We start from the raw sequence: 20,679 nt of genomic DNA, 5'->3' as shown, positions 1-20,679 counted from the left end.
CATGCGGACTCCAAACCGGACCTGATGGTCCAACTTTTTGTCCGCAGTCCCGGCTTTCGAAAAATGCGTCCCGGAATTTGCCTTTGGAATGGGACGTAGTTTCCCGTTGAGGTGCTTTGCGGAAAGTGCATCCCACTCTGGGCGGTCGAAGTGGGACACACTTTCCCAAAGGCGCTCCAACGGGAAATTGCGTCCCATTATTCGGTCAAGAAACGGGATGCATTTTCCCAATGAGAGCAAAACCGGAAAATGCATCCCACAATCAGCCCTCAAAGTGGGACGCCGTTTCCCAATGAGGCTCAAGCGGAAAATGCATCCCGGAATTTGCGCTCAAAGTGGGATGCGGTTTCCGGTTGAGGGTCTAAGGGGAAAGTGCGTCCCAGAATCGACGCTTGAAATGGGATGCAGTTTCCCGATGAGGCACTCGACGGAAAATACATCCCAGAAATGGCCTTTGAGCTGGGATAAGATTTCCGCGGCATCTCGGATTCTCAAAAATGAGACACGCCGTTGGCGAAAATGAGACACGTGATATCGGGCATCGGACGTATCATTTGCAAAAATGAGTCCACTCCACTCGAGTAAAGCGAGGTCCCTCATGTACGTTCCACACTCCCGTATCCGTAGGCTGTCGAAAATCCCGCTTGTTGGGACGGCGGCGCTTGCTGCGTTGATCGCCACGAGCGTCGCCTGCTTCACGGCCACGCCCCAGGTTGCCCAGGCGGCAGACGCGCCCGCAATCACCGATATGACCGAGCAGGATTATCAAGCCCTGGGTCTGGGCACGAGCGAGGACATTCCGGCCGATACCGTTGGCCCCTATTCCACTGATACCCCCACGACGTTTGCCACGCGCAGCGAGGTCTATATGGCAGCTAACGGTAGCCATGGCAATCGCTACACTCTGCGCGACAAGCTCGAGAACGTCGAGCGCGGTGACATTGGCGGCAGCAGCAAACTCACCGATGGCTATGGAAGTGTGTGGGGCGCCGCAAAGTTCTGGCAAAACGTCAACAACTTCGATACGAACAGCGATCTCTACAAGCATAGCGACTACGGTGGCGGCACCTGGTCGTACCTAAGCAACAATGAGTCCTCAACAGTACTCGCCAACGACAACAACGGTTTCTCGGGCATTCACGCCACGAGTGTTGAGTTCTGCAGCGACGCCAGCACGGGCAAAAAGAGCCGCGTTGCCGAGCTCCGTGCCTACGGCGACAGTTCCTCCACGACGATTGACGGCAAGTCATACGCCGGAAAGGTTGAGCTGGTCCTCTACTCGTTTAGCAACGGGCGTACGCGCACTCTCGACACACACCTGCCGGTGACGGTCAACACTAATATGATGTACGAAGGCCGTTTTAAGTACCTGGATGCCGGTTACCTGCAAGAGCACGACGCCGTCTTTGATGTCGAGGCGGGCGATGTCGATGGCGACGGCGTCGACGAGCTTTTTGTCTACGCGGGCTGCTATGTCGACGAGAACGGCGTGCGCAAGGCTGTAGTCGACATGTATGACTTGGAGGGCGGCAACTGGAAGCAAAGCGTCGTCAAGATCGATGCCGGTAACGCCGCGGACTACACCACGCACAACAAGGGCGGGAACGACTCCTGGACGCAGCTTCAGTCAGCTCCTGTCGTTTCGCTAGCGGCCGGCGACCTCGATCGCGATTTTTGCGATGACCTCGCCATCGTGGTCTCGGCACCCTACGGCAAGAAGAATATTGATAAGTCGACCCATTGCGAGCTGTTTTCGTGGGATGCATCCAAGGGTGCGCTCGTCCATGTCGATGCTCTGGGCGACGCGGGCGCAATCTCCCTCTCCGCGAACGGCAAGACCATGGTCGCTGCGAATGCGACGTTCGGCACGTTTGCCGCCTACGATGAAGAAGGAAAGAAGACGGGTGAAACCGTCACGGGCCTTATTCTTGCGGGCTATGACTGGCAACGCAGCGCTTTTGATTACGGCGCTTCTGACGGCAGCAAGGGGCTGTACGGCGCGCTGTACCGCTACGCGTATTTTGACTCGGAGTCTGGCGAGTTCAAGCTTTCCGATTGCAAGGAATACAGAGACGGGCTCCTCGCCTCCTATGGGCTGATGCATGTGCCCAACAGCGCATGGAAGGATAGCGCTCAGGATAAGCGCTATCCGTGCACCTTGGCGCCTATTGCCCTTGCCACTGCCAACCTTGACGGCCTGTCCGAGCAGCTGGCGGTCGACGAGGTGCTCGTGGGCGGCGATGTGTTCCGCGACTTTGCCTGCAACACGGCACAGAGCGGGGCTCAGGGCTTGGGGTCCATGGTCGGAACCATGAGCATGAGCGGTCAGCAATACAACAGCAGCAACAAGCATGATCACAAGGGTATAGAGCAGGTGTGGATCAGCGACGTCAAGGCGGGCAGCGTCTCGGGTTCGGACCGCTATAACGAGAGCTTTATCGCCGTGGTGGGCAAGCACCGCGACGAGGACCTGCGCAAGAACGATGACTACTATTGGATGACCGCCTCGCTTTTTTCGCTCGACGAGAACGGAAAGGTGCGCCGCGGCGAGGAGCAGGTGATTAGCGAGAGCAACCGTCGCGGCACTACCTACGGCACATTTATCTCGCTCGCGCTGCCCGATGTCGACAACGACAGCGTCAAGATCACGTACAAGGACCGCTACAAGGTCTATACCAATCCGCGCGTGCTTGCCGTGCTGCAGGATGCGCCCTATGTTGAGGATCTGGAGCAGGCATACGGCTATCTGGTGTTGGGCGGCACGTCATACGGAGAGGAAAAGGGCACGGGGACATCCCAGGGCTATACCATTGGCGCCGAGTTGGGCGTTGCCGTCGAGGTGCAGACCGGTCCGCCCCTGGTCGCGATGAATGCTTCAGTCGATTTTGCCGCCGAGGGATGCTATGACTACCGGAGCGAGCGCACGGTCAGCGCAAGCGTAAGCTATGAGTCGCATGCCGGCGAGGGTGACAAGGCCGTGCTCTACACGATTCCGATGGTCTATTACGAGTATGAGATCGAAAATGAGGAAACTGGTGGCAAGGGCGTGATGGCGGCGCCCGTGTCGCTCGGCGCGCAGACCTCGGTCGTTAATGTCGAGGCCTATGACCGCATTGCCAAACAGCACAATATGACGCCGCTCAGCTACTTTTTGACCAACCGGTCGGGAGAACCCGGAACCTATCAAACGACGCTCAACGGCGAGACTCCCGTTGGGGATTCCTTTGGCCTGGGCAAGCCTGGCGTAACGCGCGCCTACACGCACGATGGGTTTAACGGCGCCGCCGCGCAGTCGGGGGCGAGCATTGAGCAGACCATCGAAGTCGAGGAGGGCAAGGAGCAGGAGCTCGAGCTCGGCTTGACGCTGAACGGCAGCGTTGTCATGGGCGCGAAGCTCGCAAAGCACGAGTTGTTTGGCGGTCTGTGCTTTGGTGCCAACGCCGGCTTTACTACGGGTAACTCCTCGAGTGAATCGACCGAATACGGCGGCACCGTCGACAACCTGCCCGAGGCCGCGCAGGGCAAGTACGGTTTTGTGTGGCGTCTGGGCGTCAACGCGGTGGATGTCGACAAGTTCGAGGCAGACTCGGGCGACAAGCTCGGCACCAAGGACACCGACCAGTTCTGGATCGTGGGCTATGACGTTAAGGACGTCGAGATGCCCGACGCGCCGGCCGTGACGGGCTTTACGGCAAACGCCGTCGATTCGACCAGCGTTACGTTTAGCTGGGACGATGTACTCGCAAACAAGAGTGGCTTTAGCTACGGCGTGGGCATGCTGCAGAGCAATGCGGCGGATGCGGTCGTCAATAGCTGGAAGATTGCCGACAACACGCAGACCTCGCTCAAGTGGGATGGGCTGCAGCCCAATACGGAGTATCGATTCGCCATCGCCGCCGTTAAGAATGGATCCACGACCGAAACAGGTATTCGCTCGGCAATCATCACGGTCAAGACCATGCCCGATGGCATGACGATGACCGTGAGCGGACCTGCGGCGGATGCTGCGGAGGGGTCGGATCTTGGATACGACTCTTCGGTTGAGCGCGCGGCGGGAAGCCACCTGACGCTCTCGGCGATTGGCCATGTGAAGCAACTCGGTGCCGACGATAGCGAAACAGGGCTGGCACCGACCTATATGTGGTACCGCAAGGGCCGCGGCGAGACAGAGTTTAAGCTCGTGGGTGCCGATGGCAACCTCGCGGCTGGAACGGCCTCAAAGCTCGAGATTGACCTGACCGCAGACGATGACGGTGCGCAGTATTACTGCCACGTGGGATACAACGACGTGGGCCTCGACACCGGCACGACGCTCGTGAATATCGAGGCCGAGGAGACGGCGCCCACAACGGTGAACGCCACCCCGATCCGCACGCGCCGCCTGTTCTCACAGGCAAGTGCGGGCGCCAAGAAGTTCCTGGACCATACGCTGGTAAACACCGCCGGCCCAACCGATTCCGAAGGCTCAAAGGACCCCGAGACTCCTGAGACCCCGACGAACCCGGACAAGCCCAAGTCCGACAACGGAGCTAAGACCGACACCAAGGTCAAGACTACGACCACAGCGAAGAACCTCGCAAACACCGGCGACCAAACATTTGCCCTAGTCGCCACCGCAGCAGCAGCGGGAGCAACGCTCGTAGTGATAGCCCTCATCATGCTGATCAAGCGCCGCAAGACCCACTAGTAGCCAGTCGAACATATCGACAACCCAAAAACCCGGGTAGCCAAAAAACAGGCCACCCGGGTTTTCTGTTGAGTGGAGACTCCGCAAGCGGAAACTGCATCCCACAATTAGCGCCCGGAACGGGACACATTTTCCGTCAAGCCCTCATCCGGAAAATCCATCCCAGTTTGAGCGCCCAGACCGGGACGCACTTTCCCAAAGGGTCCTCAACGGGAAACTGCGTCCCATAATTAGGCCGAGAAATGGGATGAACTTTCCCAATGAGAGCCAACCGGAAACCACGTCCCAGAATCAGCCCCCAAAGTGGGACGCACTTTCCCAACGAGCCTCAACCGGAAAATACATCCCGGAATCCAGCTGAATAGTGGGACACACTTTCCCAATCGGGTCCCAAGCGGAAACTGCATCCCATTCCAGACAAGAATTCCGGGATACACTTTCCGCAAACAAAGAAGGCCACATAACGTGGCCTTCAACTTATATATGTTCGGCGATACACCCAAGACAAGCCACGCCCCAACATCAGGGCGTCTGTCCAGGCGGAGGCATATAAGGTTCATCGCGAGTTCCGCACGCAAAGAAGGCCACTTAATGTGGCCTTCGTCTTGCGCAGGACTGTCCGAGCAGGGAACCTTATATGCCTCCGCCTGGACAGACGTTTCAGTTGTGGCTCAGCAGCTAGCAGCTACTTAATCTTGGTTGTGCCCGGCGCCAGGTTGGGGTCGGTCTCGTTGGCCTCGGTCTGGAAGTGCTCCGTATAGACGTTCTTGCCGTCGCGGAACATTTCGTAATACTGCATCTTGGCGTAATCCTCGCGCGCCTTGGTGGCGGCTGCGGCAACGGCGTCGTCGCCGGTGACGTTGGAGGAGAGCGCCCAGCGCAGGCTGGCGTCCTCGTAGCCCACCGAGTTGATGGCGGGCAGCGACTCGCGCAGCGTCATGTGCGCCTTCTGGTAGTCGGTCAGCGGGGCGCCGATCAGCTGCATAAGCTGCGTGGACAGGTAGTTGGTGGACAGGTCGTCGACCTCGCTCGTCTGGTCGCAGCCGGCAACGTCGTAGTTGGCCCAGATGATGTAGTCGGTCTGCCACAGACGTTCCTGGTGCGTGGCGTCGTCCTCGCCGGTAAACCACTTATCGTTGAACTTGGACGGGAAGAACGGCTGGTGGTCGCCCCAGAACACCACGACCACCTTGCGGTCGAGCTTGCTCAGGGCGTTGAGGAAGTAACGCAGCGCTTGGTCGGACTGCTCGATGCACGAGACATACTCGTCAACATCGGAGAGCGTGCCGTCCTCGACGGTCTTAGCGTCCAGGTCGGTCGTGTCGATGTTCAGGTGCATCTGCTTGTCGACCGGCAGCAGGCCCGTGTCGTAGCCCGAGTGGTTCTGCATGGTCACGTCGAAGATGAACTGCGGGTCGGCGTTCTGGTCGAGCAGCTCAAGAATCTTGTCGTAGGTAGCCTGGTCGGTCACCATGCCGCGCAGGGTATCGGCACCCTGGAAGTCGTTGATGGACAGGAACTGGTCAAAGCCAAAGTCCTTGTAGACGTTCTCGCGGTTCCAGTTGGTTGCGTGGTTGGGGTGCATGGCCGTGGTGGAATATCCGAGCGACTTGAACTGCTCTGCCAGGTTCCCAGTCGTTTCCATGTTGTAGATGGTGTAGGGGTACACGCCCGAGCCCAGGTTGGCCATGGAGTTGCCGGTCATAAACTCAAACTCGGTATTGGCCGTGCCGCCGCCGTAGGCGCTCACGTAGAGCTTTCCGCGGCTGAGGCAGTTGGACAGGTTCTTAAAGTACTGCGGACCTTCGTAGCCGGCGCGCATGTTCTGGTAGATCGACAGATCCGAGAACGTCTCGTTCATGATGGCGATGACCGTGGGCTTCTCGCTGTCGAACTGCTCCTTTGCGGCGGCGCGCTCGTCGCTCTTGGCCGCGTCGGATTTGTCGTAGGCCTTGGCGTACTTTTTGAGCGTGGCCTTGGCGTCATCGACAGAATAGTCGGCGGGTTTGGGCGGCTTGATGGACTGTGCCGCGCTAATAAAGGCAGGCAGATAGCCCTCGCGCCAGTAGCTCTCGAGCGGACGCCAGGTGTAGACGGTGATGCCGAGGGTGTTGTAGTAGTCGATGAGCGTGACATGCGCGGTCACGCCGCCCAGGCACAGCACCGCCACGAGCAGGTTGGTGAGCAACATGCGCTTGGCGTTGGCGGCGCCCTTCTGACGGTGCGGCGCGACCAGGCCGGCGTACTCGCACAGCAGCATGGCGATGGCGGTAAAGCCCATGGATAGCACGCAGAACAGCGAGATCGAGAAGGTGTAGCCGGTGCCGGCGACTGCGGCGGCGGTGGAGATGGCCGAAAGGTCGCCCGGCTGGATGGGCATGGATTTAAACGTGATGACAAAGAACTCGGCAATGCCCAGGACAAAGAGGGCAAAGGCCAGGACCGCGGGGGCTGCGCCGTGGCGCTGGAATAGGAAGAACAAGCCAGTCATGAGTGTGGCGATGATGGCCCACTCGAGCAGGATGCACAGGGGGTAGACCCAGGTAAAGTCGTGGTTGGACGAGACCTCCGTGCCCAGCAGCGCAAAGACGCCGGCGAGCAGCAGGCACAGGACGGCGGCGACGAGCGGTTTGCCCACAAAGGTGCCGCGCAGGCGGGCGAGCTTGCCGGTGGGGGCGGGGGCGTCGGGCTCGGCGAACGCAAAGACGCGCGGGGCGATGCGGTCGCGGGCGATGCTGGCCCAGGCGCATCCGGTGAGGATGGCGTTGGTCAGGATGAGCATCACAAAGGCGAGCGGCTCGTTTTGGGCGACGAGGCCAATGGCACCCCAAATGGTCAAAAAGAGCTGGAACAGGCCGAAGGCGGCGCTCCACCCAAGAGCGCTTTTGGCGACGGTGCCCGACTGAGCGCGAATGGCCTTGGCCTCGCGCAAGACAAGGTAGACGGTCGCCACAAGACCGACGAGCGAGATGGCGGCAGCGAACATGCTGAGACTCCTCACAAACTAAAACCTACGAAAGCGGGGGTTTACCCGATTGTTACCAAGATATGCGCTGCATTTGGTGACTGCGCACAACAACCAGCCATAATAACGCGCGTGCGTGGCGGTGTTGCGCAATGTAGCGGCGACCTGCGCGATAATGGACGGGAATTACACGGAAACGTAAAGGCTTCTTAAAGAAATGGCGAGGGTAGGGCGATGAGCGAGCAGGTTTGCAAGGCGGACATGGGCGGCGATGGAGCGGCGGTCGATACGTACGGCTATCCGGTCGAGACCACGGGCAACGCGGTGCTGGACACGTTGGAGCACCGTTCCTCCACGCGTGCCTTCGCGCGTGATGACGACGACCGCCCCGTGGCGGTGACCGACGAGCAGCGGGCGGCGATTTTGCATGCGGCGAGTCGTGCGCCGTCGGCAGGCGCCATGATGATGTATTCCATCGTGAGCATTCGCGAGCAGGCTACGCTGGATCGTCTGGCCGACCTGTGCGATCACCAGCCCATGATCGCCAAGGCGCCCTGGGCACTTATATTTGTGGTCGATTATGCCAAGTGGATCGATCTGTTTGAGCACGTGGGCTGCTTTGAGCCCGAGTTTGTCGAGCGCACGGGCAAGGCGCCCCGCCGCGCGCCGGGTTTGGGCGACTTTGCGATCGCGGCCCAGGATGCCGTGATCGCCGCGCAAAACGCCGTGGTTGCCGCCGAGGCCCTGGGGCTGGGGAGCTGCTACATCGGTGATATCGTCGAGAATGCCGAGGAAGTCGCCGAGCTGCTCGATCTGCCGCCCTATACCATGCCGCTGTCGATGCTCATCATCGGCACGCCCCGTAAGGAGCGCCCGGCAATCGCGCACCCCGTGGTGAACCTGGTGCACGAGGAGCGCTACTGCCGCGCCGGCGCCACGACCATGGACGCGCAGGTGGCCGAGATGGACGCGATGTTCCGTCCGCATGCCCGCGAGGTAGGAGAGCGCGTGGTGGATATCTACACCCGCAAGCACACGAGCCCCTTTATGGCCGAGATGAGCCGTTCCATGGAGTGGTGGTTCAAAAACTGGCTCGGCAAGTAACGAATGCGGTGATGTGACAAAGGGACAGTCCCTTTGTCACATTCCATATCGCCGAGGTGGCCTAAAGGCCGTATAAATGTTTATTTAGCTGGGAAAACAGTGCCATTCAAACATGGGCCGATTACCTATAATTCCTTCGAACATTAAAGTTGGGAGGAAACCGGCTTATGGAACAAAAGGCCAAGGAGGCAGCCTCGCACGCTGCGATTCCTGTGAGCATCTCGGCGATGCTCGTCACGCTGGGCGTGGTGTACGGCGATATCGGCACCAGCCCCATGTATGTAACCAAGGCGCTCGTTGCCGGCAACGGCGGCATCGGAAGCGTCACGGAGGAGTTCGTGCTCGGCGCGCTCTCCCTTGTCGTGTGGACGGTCACGCTGCTGACCACCATCAAGTATGTGCTCATCTCGCTGCGCGCCGATAACCATGGTGAGGGCGGCATCTTTGCCCTGTACAGCCTGGTCAAGCGCTGCGGTAAGTGGCTTATCATCCCCGCCATGCTGGGTGGCGCCGCGCTGCTCGCCGACGGCATCCTGACGCCGGCCGTTACCGTTACCACGGCCATCGAGGGCCTGCGCACTATCCCGGCGGTCCATGCCGTGCTGGGCGATGATCAGGGCCGCGTCGTTGCCATTACGCTCGCCATCATCATCGTGCTCTTCTTGGTGCAGCGCATCGGTACGGCCAAGATCGGTCACGCCTTTGGCCCCATCATGACGCTGTGGTTCCTGTTCTTGGGCGGTACGGGTCTGTTCTTTGTCCTCCAGCACCCCGCCGTGCTGCTGTGCCTCAACCCGGTGCGCGGCATCGCCTTTTTGCTGAGCCCCAACAACCATGCGGGCATCATGATTCTGGGCAGCTGCTTCCTCGCCACCACCGGTGCCGAGGCGCTCTACTCCGACATGGGCCACGTCGGCCGCGGCAACATCTACGCTACCTGGCCGTTCGTTAAGTGCTGCCTGCTGCTTTCCTATATGGGCCAGGGCGCTTGGCTTATGAACAACGCTGCCAACCCCGAGCTCATGGGCATTGCCGATCTCAACCCGTTCTACCAGATGCTCGCCCCGGGCCTGCGCCCGTTTGCCGTCGGCCTTTCCACCGTTGCGGCCATCATTGCCTCGCAGGCGCTCATCACCGGCGCATTCTCGCTGGTGTCCGAGGCCAGCCGTCTGGACCTCATGCCGCACATGCAGGTCTTCTACCCTGCCGAGACCAAGGGCCAGCTCTACATCCCCATGGTCAACAACGTCATGCTCGTGGGCTGCGTCATTGTGGTGCTGCTGTTCCAGAACTCGGCGCATATGGAAGCCGCCTACGGCCTTGCCATTACGCTGACTATGATGTGCACCACGCTGCTGCTCTTCTTCTACCTGCACGAGGAGCGCAAGCTCAAGGTCGCGCCGTGGATCTTCGCGGCCTTCTTCCTTTTGCTCGAAGGCTTCTTCTTCGTGAGCTCGCTCACCAAGTTCTTCCACGGCGGCTATTTCACCATCCTCATGGCCGCGCTCATCATGGGTATCATGGTGTGCTGGTACAACGGTACGGCTGTTGAGCAGCGCCAGTTTACGCTGCTGCCGCTGCGCAGCTACCTGCCGCAGCTCAAGCGCCTGCGCGACGACGATCGCTACGAGCGCCTGAGCGACAACGTCGTGTACCTGACCAAGGACACCCATACCGACTACATCGACCGCGACATCGTCTACTCGATTCTGGACAAGCATCCCAAGCGCGCCCGCGCCTGGTGGTTTGTGAATGTCGAGACCATGGATGAACCGCACACCTTTGCCTATTCGGTCGAGACGTTCGGCACCGACTACGTGTTCCGCGTGCATCTGTACCTGGGCTACAAGATCAACCAGCGCGTCAATGCCTACCTGCGCCAGGTCGTTCAGGACCTGGCTGCCACCGGCGAGCTGCCGGCGCAGACGCATGACTACTCGGTCTACAAGGATCCGGGTAACATCGGTACGTTCAAGTTCGTTCTGATCCGTAAGCTTCTGGCGCCCGAAAGCGATGTGGAGCCGAGCGAGCGTACGGCTATCACGCTCAAGTACATCATCCGCCGCGCCGCCGGCACGCCTGCACGCTGGTACGGCCTGGAGAACTCCAACGTGAGCTTTGAGTACGTGCCGCTGTTCACCAAGTTCAAGGCCGTGAACAAGATGCAACGCCTGGCCCCCAACGAGCGGCCGTAGGCGCCGACAGGTTGCACGGAGTTGGTTTTCGATGGACAAGATTGAGACCGGGGAGGCAAACATGGATGCAAAGATGCTTGATGGCCGCGAGGTGATTGCCGAGCTGGTACGTGAGGCACGCGCTGACGCCGCCGAAGATCGGTTTTTGACGAACCGTGCCAACATGGACATGGCCGACCGCGTGATCTCGATCGTGGTGACGCTGCTTGTCGCGGCGTGCGTTTGCGCGCTGCTCGCGCACGTGCTGTTTGTCTAGCGACCGCCGGTTGCAAAGGCTATACACTTGGAACCGCCACAAGGGAAACCACCACAAAGGTGCCTGTCCCTTTGTGGTGGTTTTTGTTTTTGAGAGGGGCGGGGGCTGATGGACGTCCGTACGGACGGCGATATTGCCGATAGCTTTTGGTGGCGGCGCACAACGCTGACGCGCCGCACTCCTCTGTATGACGCCTGCGTATCGGTGGGACTGCTGGTCGCGGCGACGATTGTGGGCGCGCTGCTCGACCATCCGGGTCTCGCGCCGAGCATCATGATCGTCTATGTGTTCGCCGTTCAGCTGTGCGCATTCTTTACCTGGAGTCGCCTGTATTGCTTGCTGAGCTCGGCTGCTGCTGTGGCACTCTACAACTTCTTGTTTGTCGGCCCGCGCTACTCGCTGTCGTTTATCGACCGCGTCTATCCCGGCATGTTCTTCATCATGTTCGTGGTCTCGCTTGTGTCGAGCTCGATTGCGTTGGCCCTGCGCCGTGCCTTGGCACAGGCTGCCGCCAGCGACCGCCGCACGCATATGGTGCTCGAGACCAACCGCATGCTGCAGCGGTGCGCCGATCAGCAGCAGATTGTCCATGCCATGGCAACGCAGCTGGCGCGTCTTTCGGGCTGTCCGGTCGTGTGGTACAGCGCCGACGCCGAGGGCGATGACCTGCTGCCGCGTGCGACATACACGGCCGTGGGCGATGCCGCGCCGGTGCATGAACTGGCGCCGCAGATGCCGCCGCGGCTCTCGGCGTCCGCCTATGTGGGAACGCCGCTCGATGCCACCTATGGCGGCTCGGCGTTTTATGGCATCTACCTGACGGTTCGCACGGGCGACGGCTTCGTCCGTTCGGGCGACCCCGCCTCGGTGGTGGGCGTGCTGGCTATCGTTGCCGAGCCCGACGTGCTGACGCATGAGGAGCGGACGCTTGCCGATGCCATCGTGAGCGAAGGCGAGCTGGCGCTCGACCGCGCCCGCGCCATGGAGGCCCGCGAGGAGGCGGCGGTGCTCGCCAAAAACGAACAGCTGCGCGCCAACCTGCTGCGCTCCATCTCGCACGATCTACGCACACCGCTTACCAGTATTTCGGGTAATGCCGACGTGCTGCTCGACCAGGGCTCGACCGGCACCGCCGTGCTCGATGCCCAGACGCGCCGCGGCCTGCTTCTATCCATTCGCTCGGATGCGCTGTGGCTCAACGCCACCGTCGAGAATCTGCTCGCCATCACCAAGCTCGAGGGCGGCGGCATGCGTCTGTCGACTACGCTCGAGCTCATGGACGATATCGTCGAGGAGGCGCTGCGCCACGTGAACCCTGCCGTGCGCGAGCACGACCTTAAGGTGGTGGCGTGCGATGAGCCGGCGCTCGTCAACGTCGATGCACGCCTGATGGTGCAGCTGGTGGTCAATCTGGTGAACAACGCCATCACCTATACGCCCGCGGGCTCGCATATCATGATTTCGATTAGCGTCGACGATGGACGCGTGGCGTGCTCGGTGGCCGATGATGGTCCGGGCATCGCGCCCGAGGATCGCGAGCGGATCTTCGAGTCGTTCTATACCGCCAACCATGGTCTGGCCGACAGCCACCGCAGCGTTGGCCTGGGTCTTTCGCTCTGCCGTTCCATTGCGTTGGCACATGGCGGTAGCATAGAGGTTGCCGCGGCGGACCCGCACGGTTCGGTCTTTACGATTGAACTTCCCGCCGCCGACGTTTCGTTTGATAAGGAGTAGCGCCGTGCCGAACTCTGCCGTAAAACCGCTCATCTTGGTCGTTGAGGACGATCCCGCCGTCCGCAACCTTATCGTTGCCGCGCTCGAGGCGCACGGCTTGCGTCATATGGCCGTTGAGACTGCCCATGCCGCCATCGCCGCCGCCTCATCGCAGGCACCGAGCATTGTGCTGCTCGATCTGGGCCTGCCCGATATGGACGGCGTCAAGGTGGTGGAGTCGGTGCGCGCATGGTCGGGCATGCCGATTATCGTGGTCTCGGCGCGCAGCGAGGATGCGGACAAGATCCGCGCACTCGATGCCGGCGCCGATGACTACCTGACTAAGCCGTTTTCGGTCGAGGAGCTGCTCGCGCGCATTCGCACGACGCTCAGGCGCCTTTCGTATGCGCAGACGGGCGGCGTTGTCTCCGAGGGCTCGTTCGATACCGGTGAGCTGCATATCGATTTTGATGCCGGCATCGCCACGATGGATGGCGAGGAACTGCATCTGACGCCGATCGAGTATAAGCTCCTGTGCCTGCTGGCGCATAACGCCGACAAGGTACTGACGCACCAGTTTATCCTGCACGAGATTTGGGGCACGGCGACCAAGAGCGACCTGGCGAGCCTGCGTGTCTTTATGGGCACGTTGCGTAAGAAGATCGAGTCCGACCCCGCGCATCCGCGCTATATCCAGACGCACGTGGGTATTGGTTACCGATTGGTCATCCAGGGATAGGTCGGCATCCGCCATCCCAATATGAGTTGCGGTGAAATACGGTCTAAATTTACCTAATTCCAGGCAAAACAGTCCGTATTCCACCGCAACGTTGTCTATTTGCCCTTGGGCTTGCTGGCGTAGAACTTCTTCTTTTTGGGCTTGCCAGCGGGGGAGGGTTTGCCGTCGCCGTGCGGCCCTCGGTTGCCGGCCTGCGCGTGCGCGGATGCCGTTGTGCGAGGCTTGCGGGCCTCGGGGTTACGCAGCTCCTCGGTTCGCTCGGCAATCTCCTCGGCGCTAAAGCCGACCTCTGCCATGGCGTCCTCGATGGGCAGGCGGCGCACGATATAGCAATGATGCACCTTCTGGTTGCGCGCGAAATCCTCGGGGATGGTCTGCGCCGTAATGTCCTGTAGCACCACGCCCGTACGCGCGAGCTTGCGCGTTTCGGGGCGGAAGCCGCGCAGGTTGCAGCTAAAGATGGCGTGGCCGCCCTGCGCGAGCAGGCGCGATACGCCGGCCAAAAGCTCAACATGGTCGCGCTGGACATCCCAGGTGCGGCGGCCCATCTTGGACGAGTTCGAGAACGTGGGCGGGTCGACAAAGATCAGGTCCCAGCGGTTGCGCGTCTGGCGTTGGTCGCGAATCCAGGCGAGCACGTCGTCGCGCACAAAATGATGCTGCGGACCAACAAAGCCGTTCTGGCGCATATTGCGCTCGGCCCAGTCCAGATAGGTGTTGGAAAGGTCGACCGTCACGGTCTCCTCGACACCGCCGTCGGCTGCGTAGCAAGTGGCGGTGCCGGTGTAGGCAAACAGGTTGAGGAAGCGGCGCGCCTGCTTGGCGTGCTCGCGCACCAGGTTGCGCGTGACGCGATGATCCAGGAAGATGCCCACATCCAAATAGTCGTCAAAGTTGACGGCAAAGGTGAGTCCGCCCTCTTCGATGAGCGGCAGACGACGGCGCGCGATGTTGGCGCGCTCGCCCGATCCGCCCTTGCCGGCGCCCTGCTTGCCATACTGCGAGCCGCCGCGCGAACGCATGCGGGCCTTGGCGTGCACGTGCTCGGCCGGAACATCAAGGATACGCGGCGCGATGGCCAAGATGTCGAGCATGCGGGCCTGGGCTAGCGCGGGATCGATGGTCTTGGGTGCGGCGTATTCGGCGATGACGAGCCAGCGGCCCGGCGTCTGCGGGCAGCCCTCGTACAGGTCGATGGCGGCGGAGTAGTCGGGCAGGTCGGCATCGTAGACGCGGTAGCAGCTCACGCCCTCGCGCTTGGCCCACTTGCGGCGCAGACGGGCGTTCTTGCGCAGGCGGTTGGCGAACTGCTCGGACTCGGGAATGAGCACGGGCAGCGGCTTGCCGTCACCCAGGTCGAGCGTGGCAGCAGGTTCGGGCATTGGGGTGTCGGCGGCTTCGTCTTGGGCATCCGCGGTCTGCTCCTCGGTGTTTGCGCTGGTCGCAGCCTCAAACACTGCGGCAGCATGATCGAGCGAGGGCCAAGCCTCAAGAGCCGCCTCCTCGTTATTGGGCATGACGGCGATGGAGCGCGCGGGCTCGGCATGGAGCGCACGGGCCATAAGGCCATCGCGGGTGAGTGCGGCGACCGGTGCCGAAGCGAGCTCGGGCGCGCGGCGCAGCTCGCCGACCAACGTCATGGCATCGTGCATGAGCGAAAGCGGGGTCTCGGTCGTGTCCGCGACCAGGGCGGCACCGGCAACGGCACCTGCGTGGTCCAGCACGGTGGCGGACTTGGCGGCGCAAAAATCGACAAAGCGCTTGTAGCCGGCACACTTGACCATGCGCTCAGCGGTCTTGCGGGCGGCAGGGTCAATGTCTACGGCAACGATGCGCGCCTGGCGTTCGCGCGCTGCCGCTTCGCGCTCGCGCGCCTCGGCAAGCAGCTGCTCCCACAGGGCGGCGTCGTGCGGCTGCCAGCCCTCAAAGCCCCAGCGCTCGCGTGTGGCGCCCGGGGCGCGGTCGGTCAGAATGTTCACGGCTTCCAGCAACAGGCCGCCGCCGGCGCACGAGGCATCGATTAGCGTGGGAAGGGCTTCATCCTCGTAATCGTCGGCTGTCAACTCGCGCTCGCACAGTGCGGTCCAGCCGACCTGCGCCAGCACCAGGGCGGCGTAGTCGGGGCGCAACACGTGCGCGCCCTCGCCGGCACGGGTCGCAGCGGGCGGCAGGCGTTTGAACAGCGGGTCGCCCGAAAGGTCCAGGCTGATGCTCGCACGGCGCTGACGCAGCGAAAGCAGCAGGTGAACGTCGGGGTCGGCGGCGTCGACATCGGCGCGACGGCCCGTGGTCTCGGCCAGACGGTCGCACAACGCGTCCTTGGCGCGCAGAGCCGAGAAGCGCGTGTTGCGCAGCTGCTCGGTCACGCCGCGGGCGGTGATGGCGATGGTGGCGCCGGGGCGGATGATAGTCTCCCAGGCGATGTCGTAAACGCTGTCGTACAGCTCGTCGGCATCCTGCGCCTCAAAGCGCCCAAGCACCACAAACACGCGGCTGGCCAGGCGCGACCACAGACAGGCGCGGTAGCCTTCTTCGAGCTCGCCCTCAAACGTAGCGCGGCCCTTCAGGCGGCGGACATGCGAAAGCCCGAGGTGTTTAAGCTCATCGGCGAGTGCGGACTCAAAGCCCTCGGGGCAGCTTGCGTAAAATTCCATGGGTGACCTCTCTGATTGCGTCGCTCCATTATATGATGGATGCTTCGTTTGCCCTTATCCTCGAAAGGAACCCATATGATTGATGCGTGCCCCGAATCCGCTGTGCTCTTTTTTGACGTGGACGGCACGCTGACGTCGTTCGATCCCGACGATATGACCGATAAGGACTTTACGGCGGTGCGTCCCTCGCGGGCGGTTATCGAGGCGTTTCACCGTTTGCGCGATGCGGGGCACAAGGCATTTATCTGCACGGGCCGCCCCCTGTGGCTGGTTGCCGATGGTCTACGTGTCCTGAATCCGGCGGGCATCGTTGCCATGGCGGGCGCCACGCTCGAGGTCGAGGGCCGCGTGGTACACGAGGACTGCTTTGACGAGGACATTGTTGAGGAGCTCGCGCGTCGCATTACTATGGCGGGCGGCGAGGCGTTGTTCGAGACGAATGGTGCCACCTATTCACTTGAGCCGGTTGGTGTCGAACAGTCATTTCTGCTAGGCGCCGGCGTGGTGCATGGCGTTGATCAGATGCGCGTCGATGGCCGCTTGCGCGTAGGCAAGGTGTGCATTAACGCGTGCGACCTGGCTCGCGTAGCCAACGATGACGGCTTTATCGATCGCGAGTTTGAGCTGTGCAACACCGGTGGCCAGAACCGCGAGCTGAGCCCCAAGGGCATCGACAAGGGCGTGGGCGTGGCGCGAGCGCTGGAGTATCTGGGCCGCACTGGCAACGCGCGCACCTTCGGCTTCGGCGATTCCGGCAACGATCTGGGTATGCTCGCTGCCGTCGAGACGGCTGTCGCCATGGGCAACGCCATGCCCGAGGTCAAGGCGGTCGCCGACTACGTGACCGACGATGTCGCACACGACGGCACCGTCGCAGCGATGCAACATTTCGGCCTCATCTAATGAATCTCGCCTTCTGACGTTTGCTCAAACTGCGACTCTTTGCTTTTGCATGCTCAATCGATTTATCAATCCAAACACTGAGGTGTTTATACCGTTCGCCGAGAAGATAAAAAACCGCAGCTCACGCCTTGATAAACGTAGGTAAAGTGTTTAGCAGTTTAACGCCCATGTGCAAGCGAAAGGAATCAGGCAGATGGCAATCAAGGTGTTCGCTGACGGTGCAAACCTCGAGGGCATGCTCGACATGTACGAGAACGGCAACGTTCAGGGTTTCACGACCAACCCGTCCCTTATGAAAAAGGGCGGCGTGACGGATTACCGCGCGTTTGCCAAAGAGGTCCTGACCCATATCACCGATGTGTCCGTTTCGTTTGAGGTCTTTGCCGATGACGTCGAGACCATGGAGGTCGAGGCCCGCGAGATCGCTACCTGGGCCGAGAACGTCTACGTTAAGATCCCGTGCGTGACCACCAAAGGCGAGTCCACCGCCGAGTTGGTCCGTAAGCTTTCGGCTGACGGCATCAAGGTCAACGTCACCACCATCTTTACGCCTACGCAGGTCGATGAGATGGTCGAGGCCGTTGACGCCGAGACGCCGTCCATCATCTCGCTCTTTGCCGGCCGCATCGCCGACACCGGCGTCGATCCCATTCCGTTTATGACGGAGTCGGTCAAGAAGGCCGCCGCAAAGCCCAACTGCGAGGTCCTGTGGGCATCCACTCGCGAGCTCATCAACATTTACCAGGCCGAGGCCTGCGGTTGCCAGATCATTACGGTGCCCAACAGCATCCTGGCCAAGCGCAAGAACATCGGCCGCGATCCATACGAGGTCTCGCTCGACACCGTGCGCGGCTTTGCCAAGGATATCGCCGCTTTGGGCTTCCATATTCTGCCGTAACGCGAACACTGACTACGCCGCGGGCTGCTCGCCCCGGCTTTCCTTTCCCTATCGCTCACGCGCTTCGCGAGGGTCGCGCTAGGCAAAGGAAAGGCCGGGGCTGCCGACACGAGCTTGCCGGTAGGCTGGTAATCGGCCTCCATATCCTGCCGTGGGCAAAGGTACCCCCGTCTGCGACGTGCAAAATTGAGAGTATTCAGCAAGGTAAAGGTTTTTACCAGCTGGTTGAAGCGCGGAACAGCCCCCGTTTTGGCTCTAAAAACGCCAAAACGGGGGCTGTTTGTGACTTTATTGCCTCTGAGGGGCATCTGGAACGGCGGAATTTGCAGAATACTCGCGATTTTGCACATCGCGAGAGGGGGTGCCTTTGCTTTGGCGGTTACTTCCCCTGCACCATGGTGAGCGAAATCTTTTTGCGATCGCGATCAACCTTCTCGACCCACACCTTTACCGTGTCGCCGACGCGTACCACGTCGCTCGGGTGCTTGACGAAGCGGTTGGCGAGCTTGGAGATGTGCACGAGGCCGTCCTGGTGCACTCCCACGTCGACGAAGGCGCCAAAGTCCACAACGTTGCGCACCGTGCCCTTGAGCTCCATGCCGGGCTCCAGGTCGTCGATGGAAAGCACTGAGCGGCTAAAGACCACCTCGGGCGCGTCGTCTCGCGGGTCGCGGCCGGGCTTCTTGAGCTCGTTGACGATGTCGATGAGCGTGAGGGTGCCGCAGTCCAGGTCGCTTGCCAGCGCCGAGATGCTGCCCAGACGGCGCTCGATGTCGGGCACGCCGCCGCGGCTGAGCTCGCTTGCCGCAACGCCAGCGCGCTCCAAGACGGCCGTTGCCACCTCGTAGCTCTCGGGGTGGACGCTTGTCGCGTCGAGCGGGTTCTTGCCGCCGCTGATGCGCAGGAAACCTGCGGCGTTGAGGTACGCCTTGGGTCCCAGCTTGGGGACCTTCTTGAGCTGGCGGCGATCGGTAAAGGCGCCGTTTTCCTCGCGGAAAGCCACGATGTTCTTGGCCACGCTCGGCGTGATGCCCGAAACGTATCCCAGCAGGCTCGCGCTCGCGGTGTTCACGTCGACGCCCACGCGGTTGACGACGTCCTCCACCACGTGGCCCAGGGTGCGCGAAAGCTCGGCCTGGTCAAGATCGTGCTGGTACTGACCCACGCCGATGGACTGGGGCGGAATCTTGACGAGCTCTGCCAGCGGGTCTTGCAAGCGGCGGCCCAGGCTCATGGCGCCACGCACGGTGACGTCCAAGTCGGGATACTCCTGGCTGGCGAGTTCGGAGGCGGAGTACACCGATGCGCCGGCCTCGTTGACGATGGTGTATCGCAGCTCAGGAGCCTGCTCGGCAATGAACTCCGAGACGACTTCCTCGGTCTCGCGGCTGGCGGTGCCGTTGCCGATGACGATGGTGTTGACGCCGTCCTTCTTGACGAGGCGGGCGAGCTCGCGCTTGGTGCCGGCGACGTCGTGGCGCGGCTTGGTGGGGTAGACCACGCCGTGGTCGAGCAGCTTGCCGGTCTCGTCCATGACGGCGACCTTGCAGCCGGTGCGGTAGCCCGGGTCGAGCGCGAGCACGCGGGCGCCGCGTACGGGGCGTGCCGAGAGCAGGCCTTCGAGATTCTTGGCAAAGACGTTGATGGCCTCGGTCTGGGCGCGAACGGTGAGTTTGGCGCGGGTCTCGCGCTCCAGCGAGGGAGCCATGAGGCGCTTGTAACCGTCAGCGATGGCGGCATCGAAGATGGGAGCAAACACGCCCTGGCGTCGGGGCCAACGGCTGCCGAGGCGCGCCGTAGCGGCAGCGCCGTCGACGTTCACACGTACGCGGAGCTTGCCCTCGCGCTCGCCGCGGTCGATAGCCAGCACGCGGTGGTTGGGGATGCGGCGCAGGGGCTCGTCATAGCTGTAGTACGGCTCGTAGGGGGTCTTCTCGGCGGGGTCGGTGGCCTCGACGACGATGTCGGCGGTGTTTTGCGTAAAGGCGCGCAGGTCGGCGACGTTCTCGGGGTCTTCGGCCACCGTCTCGGCCACGATGTCCGCCGCGCCGGCGAGCGCCTTTTCGGGCGTGTCGAAGCCGGCCTCCTCGTTGACGTATGCCGCGGCGGCGTCGAGTGCGCTGCCCTTGGCCGAGGCCTGCATGATGATCATGTTGGCGAGCGGCTCCAGGCCGGCCTCGCGGGCCTTCTGCGCGCGAGTCATGCGCTTTTTGCGGTAGGGCTTATAGAGGTCCTCGACACGCTGGAGCTGCGTGGCCTCGCGAATCTGCGCCTCGAGCTCGGGCGTGAGCTTGCCCTGGGCGTCGATGAGCAGGATGACGTCCTCTTTGCGCTGTTCAAGATTGCGCAGGTAAGACAGGCGCTCGTCGAGTGCGCGCAGGGCGACGTCGTCCATGCCGCCCGTTGCTTCCTTGCGGTAGCGCGAGATAAAGGGGATGGTGTTGCCCTCGTCGATGAGCTTGACGGCCGCCTCGATGTTGGCGGCCTTAAGGTTGAGCTCGCGGGCGAGCTGGGCGATAAGATCCATGGGAATTCCTGTCTGTGAGTACGTTACAGGTGCATGAG

The 20,679-nt window shown here is 61.7% G+C and carries 11 protein-coding genes; 8 read left to right on the top strand and 3 right to left on the bottom strand.

The features are described from left to right. The first annotated feature begins 598 nt into the window (after positions 1 to 598). Positions 599 to 4,687, top strand: coding sequence for a fibronectin type III domain-containing protein (locus DW195_RS06610; RefSeq protein WP_118206235.1), 4,089 nt, complete (start codon positions 599 to 601; stop codon positions 4,685 to 4,687). A 685-nt stretch (positions 4,688 to 5,372) separates the two neighbouring features. Here the strand turns inward: DW195_RS06610 and DW195_RS06605 are convergent. Continuing rightward, positions 5,373 to 7,673, bottom strand: a complete 2,301-nt coding sequence (locus tag DW195_RS06605) for an LTA synthase family protein (RefSeq protein WP_118206234.1) — start codon at positions 7,671 to 7,673, stop codon at positions 5,373 to 5,375. 213 nt (positions 7,674 to 7,886) lie between these two features. Here DW195_RS06605 and DW195_RS06600 point away from each other — a divergent pair, with 213 nt between their 5' ends. From DW195_RS06600 to DW195_RS06580, 5 genes are all read left to right on the top strand, one after another. Next, positions 7,887 to 8,756, top strand: coding sequence for a nitroreductase family protein (locus DW195_RS06600; protein WP_233540832.1), 870 nt, complete (start codon positions 7,887 to 7,889; stop codon positions 8,754 to 8,756). Positions 8,757 to 8,923: 167 nt separating this feature from the next. Continuing rightward, a complete protein-coding gene (locus tag DW195_RS06595) occupies positions 8,924 to 10,951 on the top strand; it encodes a KUP/HAK/KT family potassium transporter (RefSeq protein WP_118206233.1) in 2,028 nt (675 codons plus the stop codon). 31 nt (positions 10,952 to 10,982) lie between these two features. Then, entirely contained in the window at positions 10,983 to 11,207 is a 225-nt protein-coding gene (locus DW195_RS06590) for a hypothetical protein (protein WP_118206232.1), read from the top strand. A 108-nt stretch (positions 11,208 to 11,315) separates the two neighbouring features. Continuing rightward, complete coding sequence (locus DW195_RS06585; RefSeq protein WP_118206231.1) at positions 11,316 to 12,941, top strand: ATP-binding protein; 1,626 nt, start codon at positions 11,316 to 11,318, stop codon at positions 12,939 to 12,941. A gap of 4 nt (positions 12,942 to 12,945) precedes the next feature. Then, on the top strand, positions 12,946 to 13,659 hold the full coding sequence (locus DW195_RS06580) for a response regulator (RefSeq protein WP_118206230.1): 714 nt from the start codon (positions 12,946 to 12,948) through the stop codon (positions 13,657 to 13,659). Positions 13,660 to 13,754: 95 nt separating this feature from the next. On the opposite strand, the gene rlmKL is transcribed toward DW195_RS06580, so the two are convergent. Next, on the bottom strand, positions 13,755 to 16,313 hold the full coding sequence (rlmKL, locus tag DW195_RS06575) for a bifunctional 23S rRNA (guanine(2069)-N(7))-methyltransferase RlmK/23S rRNA (guanine(2445)-N(2))-methyltransferase RlmL (protein ID WP_118206229.1): 2,559 nt from the start codon (positions 16,311 to 16,313) through the stop codon (positions 13,755 to 13,757). A 75-nt stretch (positions 16,314 to 16,388) separates the two neighbouring features. Here rlmKL and DW195_RS06570 point away from each other — a divergent pair, with 75 nt between their 5' ends. Then, positions 16,389 to 17,216 carry an HAD hydrolase family protein gene (locus DW195_RS06570; RefSeq protein ID WP_158567913.1) on the top strand — a complete coding sequence of 276 codons (828 nt, stop codon included), beginning with the start codon at positions 16,389 to 16,391 and terminating at the stop codon, positions 17,214 to 17,216. A gap of 193 nt (positions 17,217 to 17,409) precedes the next feature. Further along, entirely contained in the window at positions 17,410 to 18,114 is a 705-nt protein-coding gene (locus DW195_RS06565; RefSeq protein ID WP_199576330.1) for a transaldolase, read from the top strand. Between the two features lie 379 nt (positions 18,115 to 18,493). Here the strand turns inward: DW195_RS06565 and DW195_RS06560 are convergent, their stop codons facing one another. Continuing rightward, entirely contained in the window at positions 18,494 to 20,641 is a 2,148-nt protein-coding gene (locus tag DW195_RS06560; RefSeq protein ID WP_118206226.1) for a Tex family protein, read from the bottom strand. Positions 20,642 to 20,679 lie beyond the last annotated feature (38 nt).

This window comes from Collinsella sp. AM17-1 (genome assembly GCF_003470665.1).
In the GTDB taxonomy this organism is placed as follows: domain Bacteria; phylum Actinomycetota; class Coriobacteriia; order Coriobacteriales; family Coriobacteriaceae; genus Collinsella.
Note: the sequence above shows the minus strand (reverse complement) of the source record. Positions and strands in the feature narration are given on the sequence as shown.

Bases quoted from the DNA above. Each gene is read 5' to 3' on its own strand.
- DW195_RS06610 (WP_118206235.1), top strand. From the start codon at position 599: ATGTACGTTCCACACTCCCGTATCCGTAGGCTGTCGAAAATCCCGCTT.
- DW195_RS06605 (WP_118206234.1), bottom strand. From the start codon at position 7,673: ATGTTCGCTGCCGCCATCTCGCTCGTCGGTCTTGTGGCGACCGTCTAC.
- DW195_RS06600 (WP_233540832.1), top strand. From the start codon at position 7,887: ATGAGCGAGCAGGTTTGCAAGGCGGACATGGGCGGCGATGGAGCGGCG.
- DW195_RS06595 (WP_118206233.1), top strand. From the start codon at position 8,924: ATGGAACAAAAGGCCAAGGAGGCAGCCTCGCACGCTGCGATTCCTGTG.
- DW195_RS06590 (WP_118206232.1), top strand. From the start codon at position 10,983: ATGGACAAGATTGAGACCGGGGAGGCAAACATGGATGCAAAGATGCTT.
- DW195_RS06585 (WP_118206231.1), top strand. From the start codon at position 11,316: ATGGACGTCCGTACGGACGGCGATATTGCCGATAGCTTTTGGTGGCGG.
- rlmKL (WP_118206229.1), bottom strand. From the start codon at position 16,313: ATGGAATTTTACGCAAGCTGCCCCGAGGGCTTTGAGTCCGCACTCGCC.
- DW195_RS06570 (WP_158567913.1), top strand. From the start codon at position 16,389: ATGATTGATGCGTGCCCCGAATCCGCTGTGCTCTTTTTTGACGTGGAC.
- DW195_RS06565 (WP_199576330.1), top strand. From the start codon at position 17,410: ATGGCAATCAAGGTGTTCGCTGACGGTGCAAACCTCGAGGGCATGCTC.
- DW195_RS06560 (WP_118206226.1), bottom strand. From the start codon at position 20,641: ATGGATCTTATCGCCCAGCTCGCCCGCGAGCTCAACCTTAAGGCCGCC.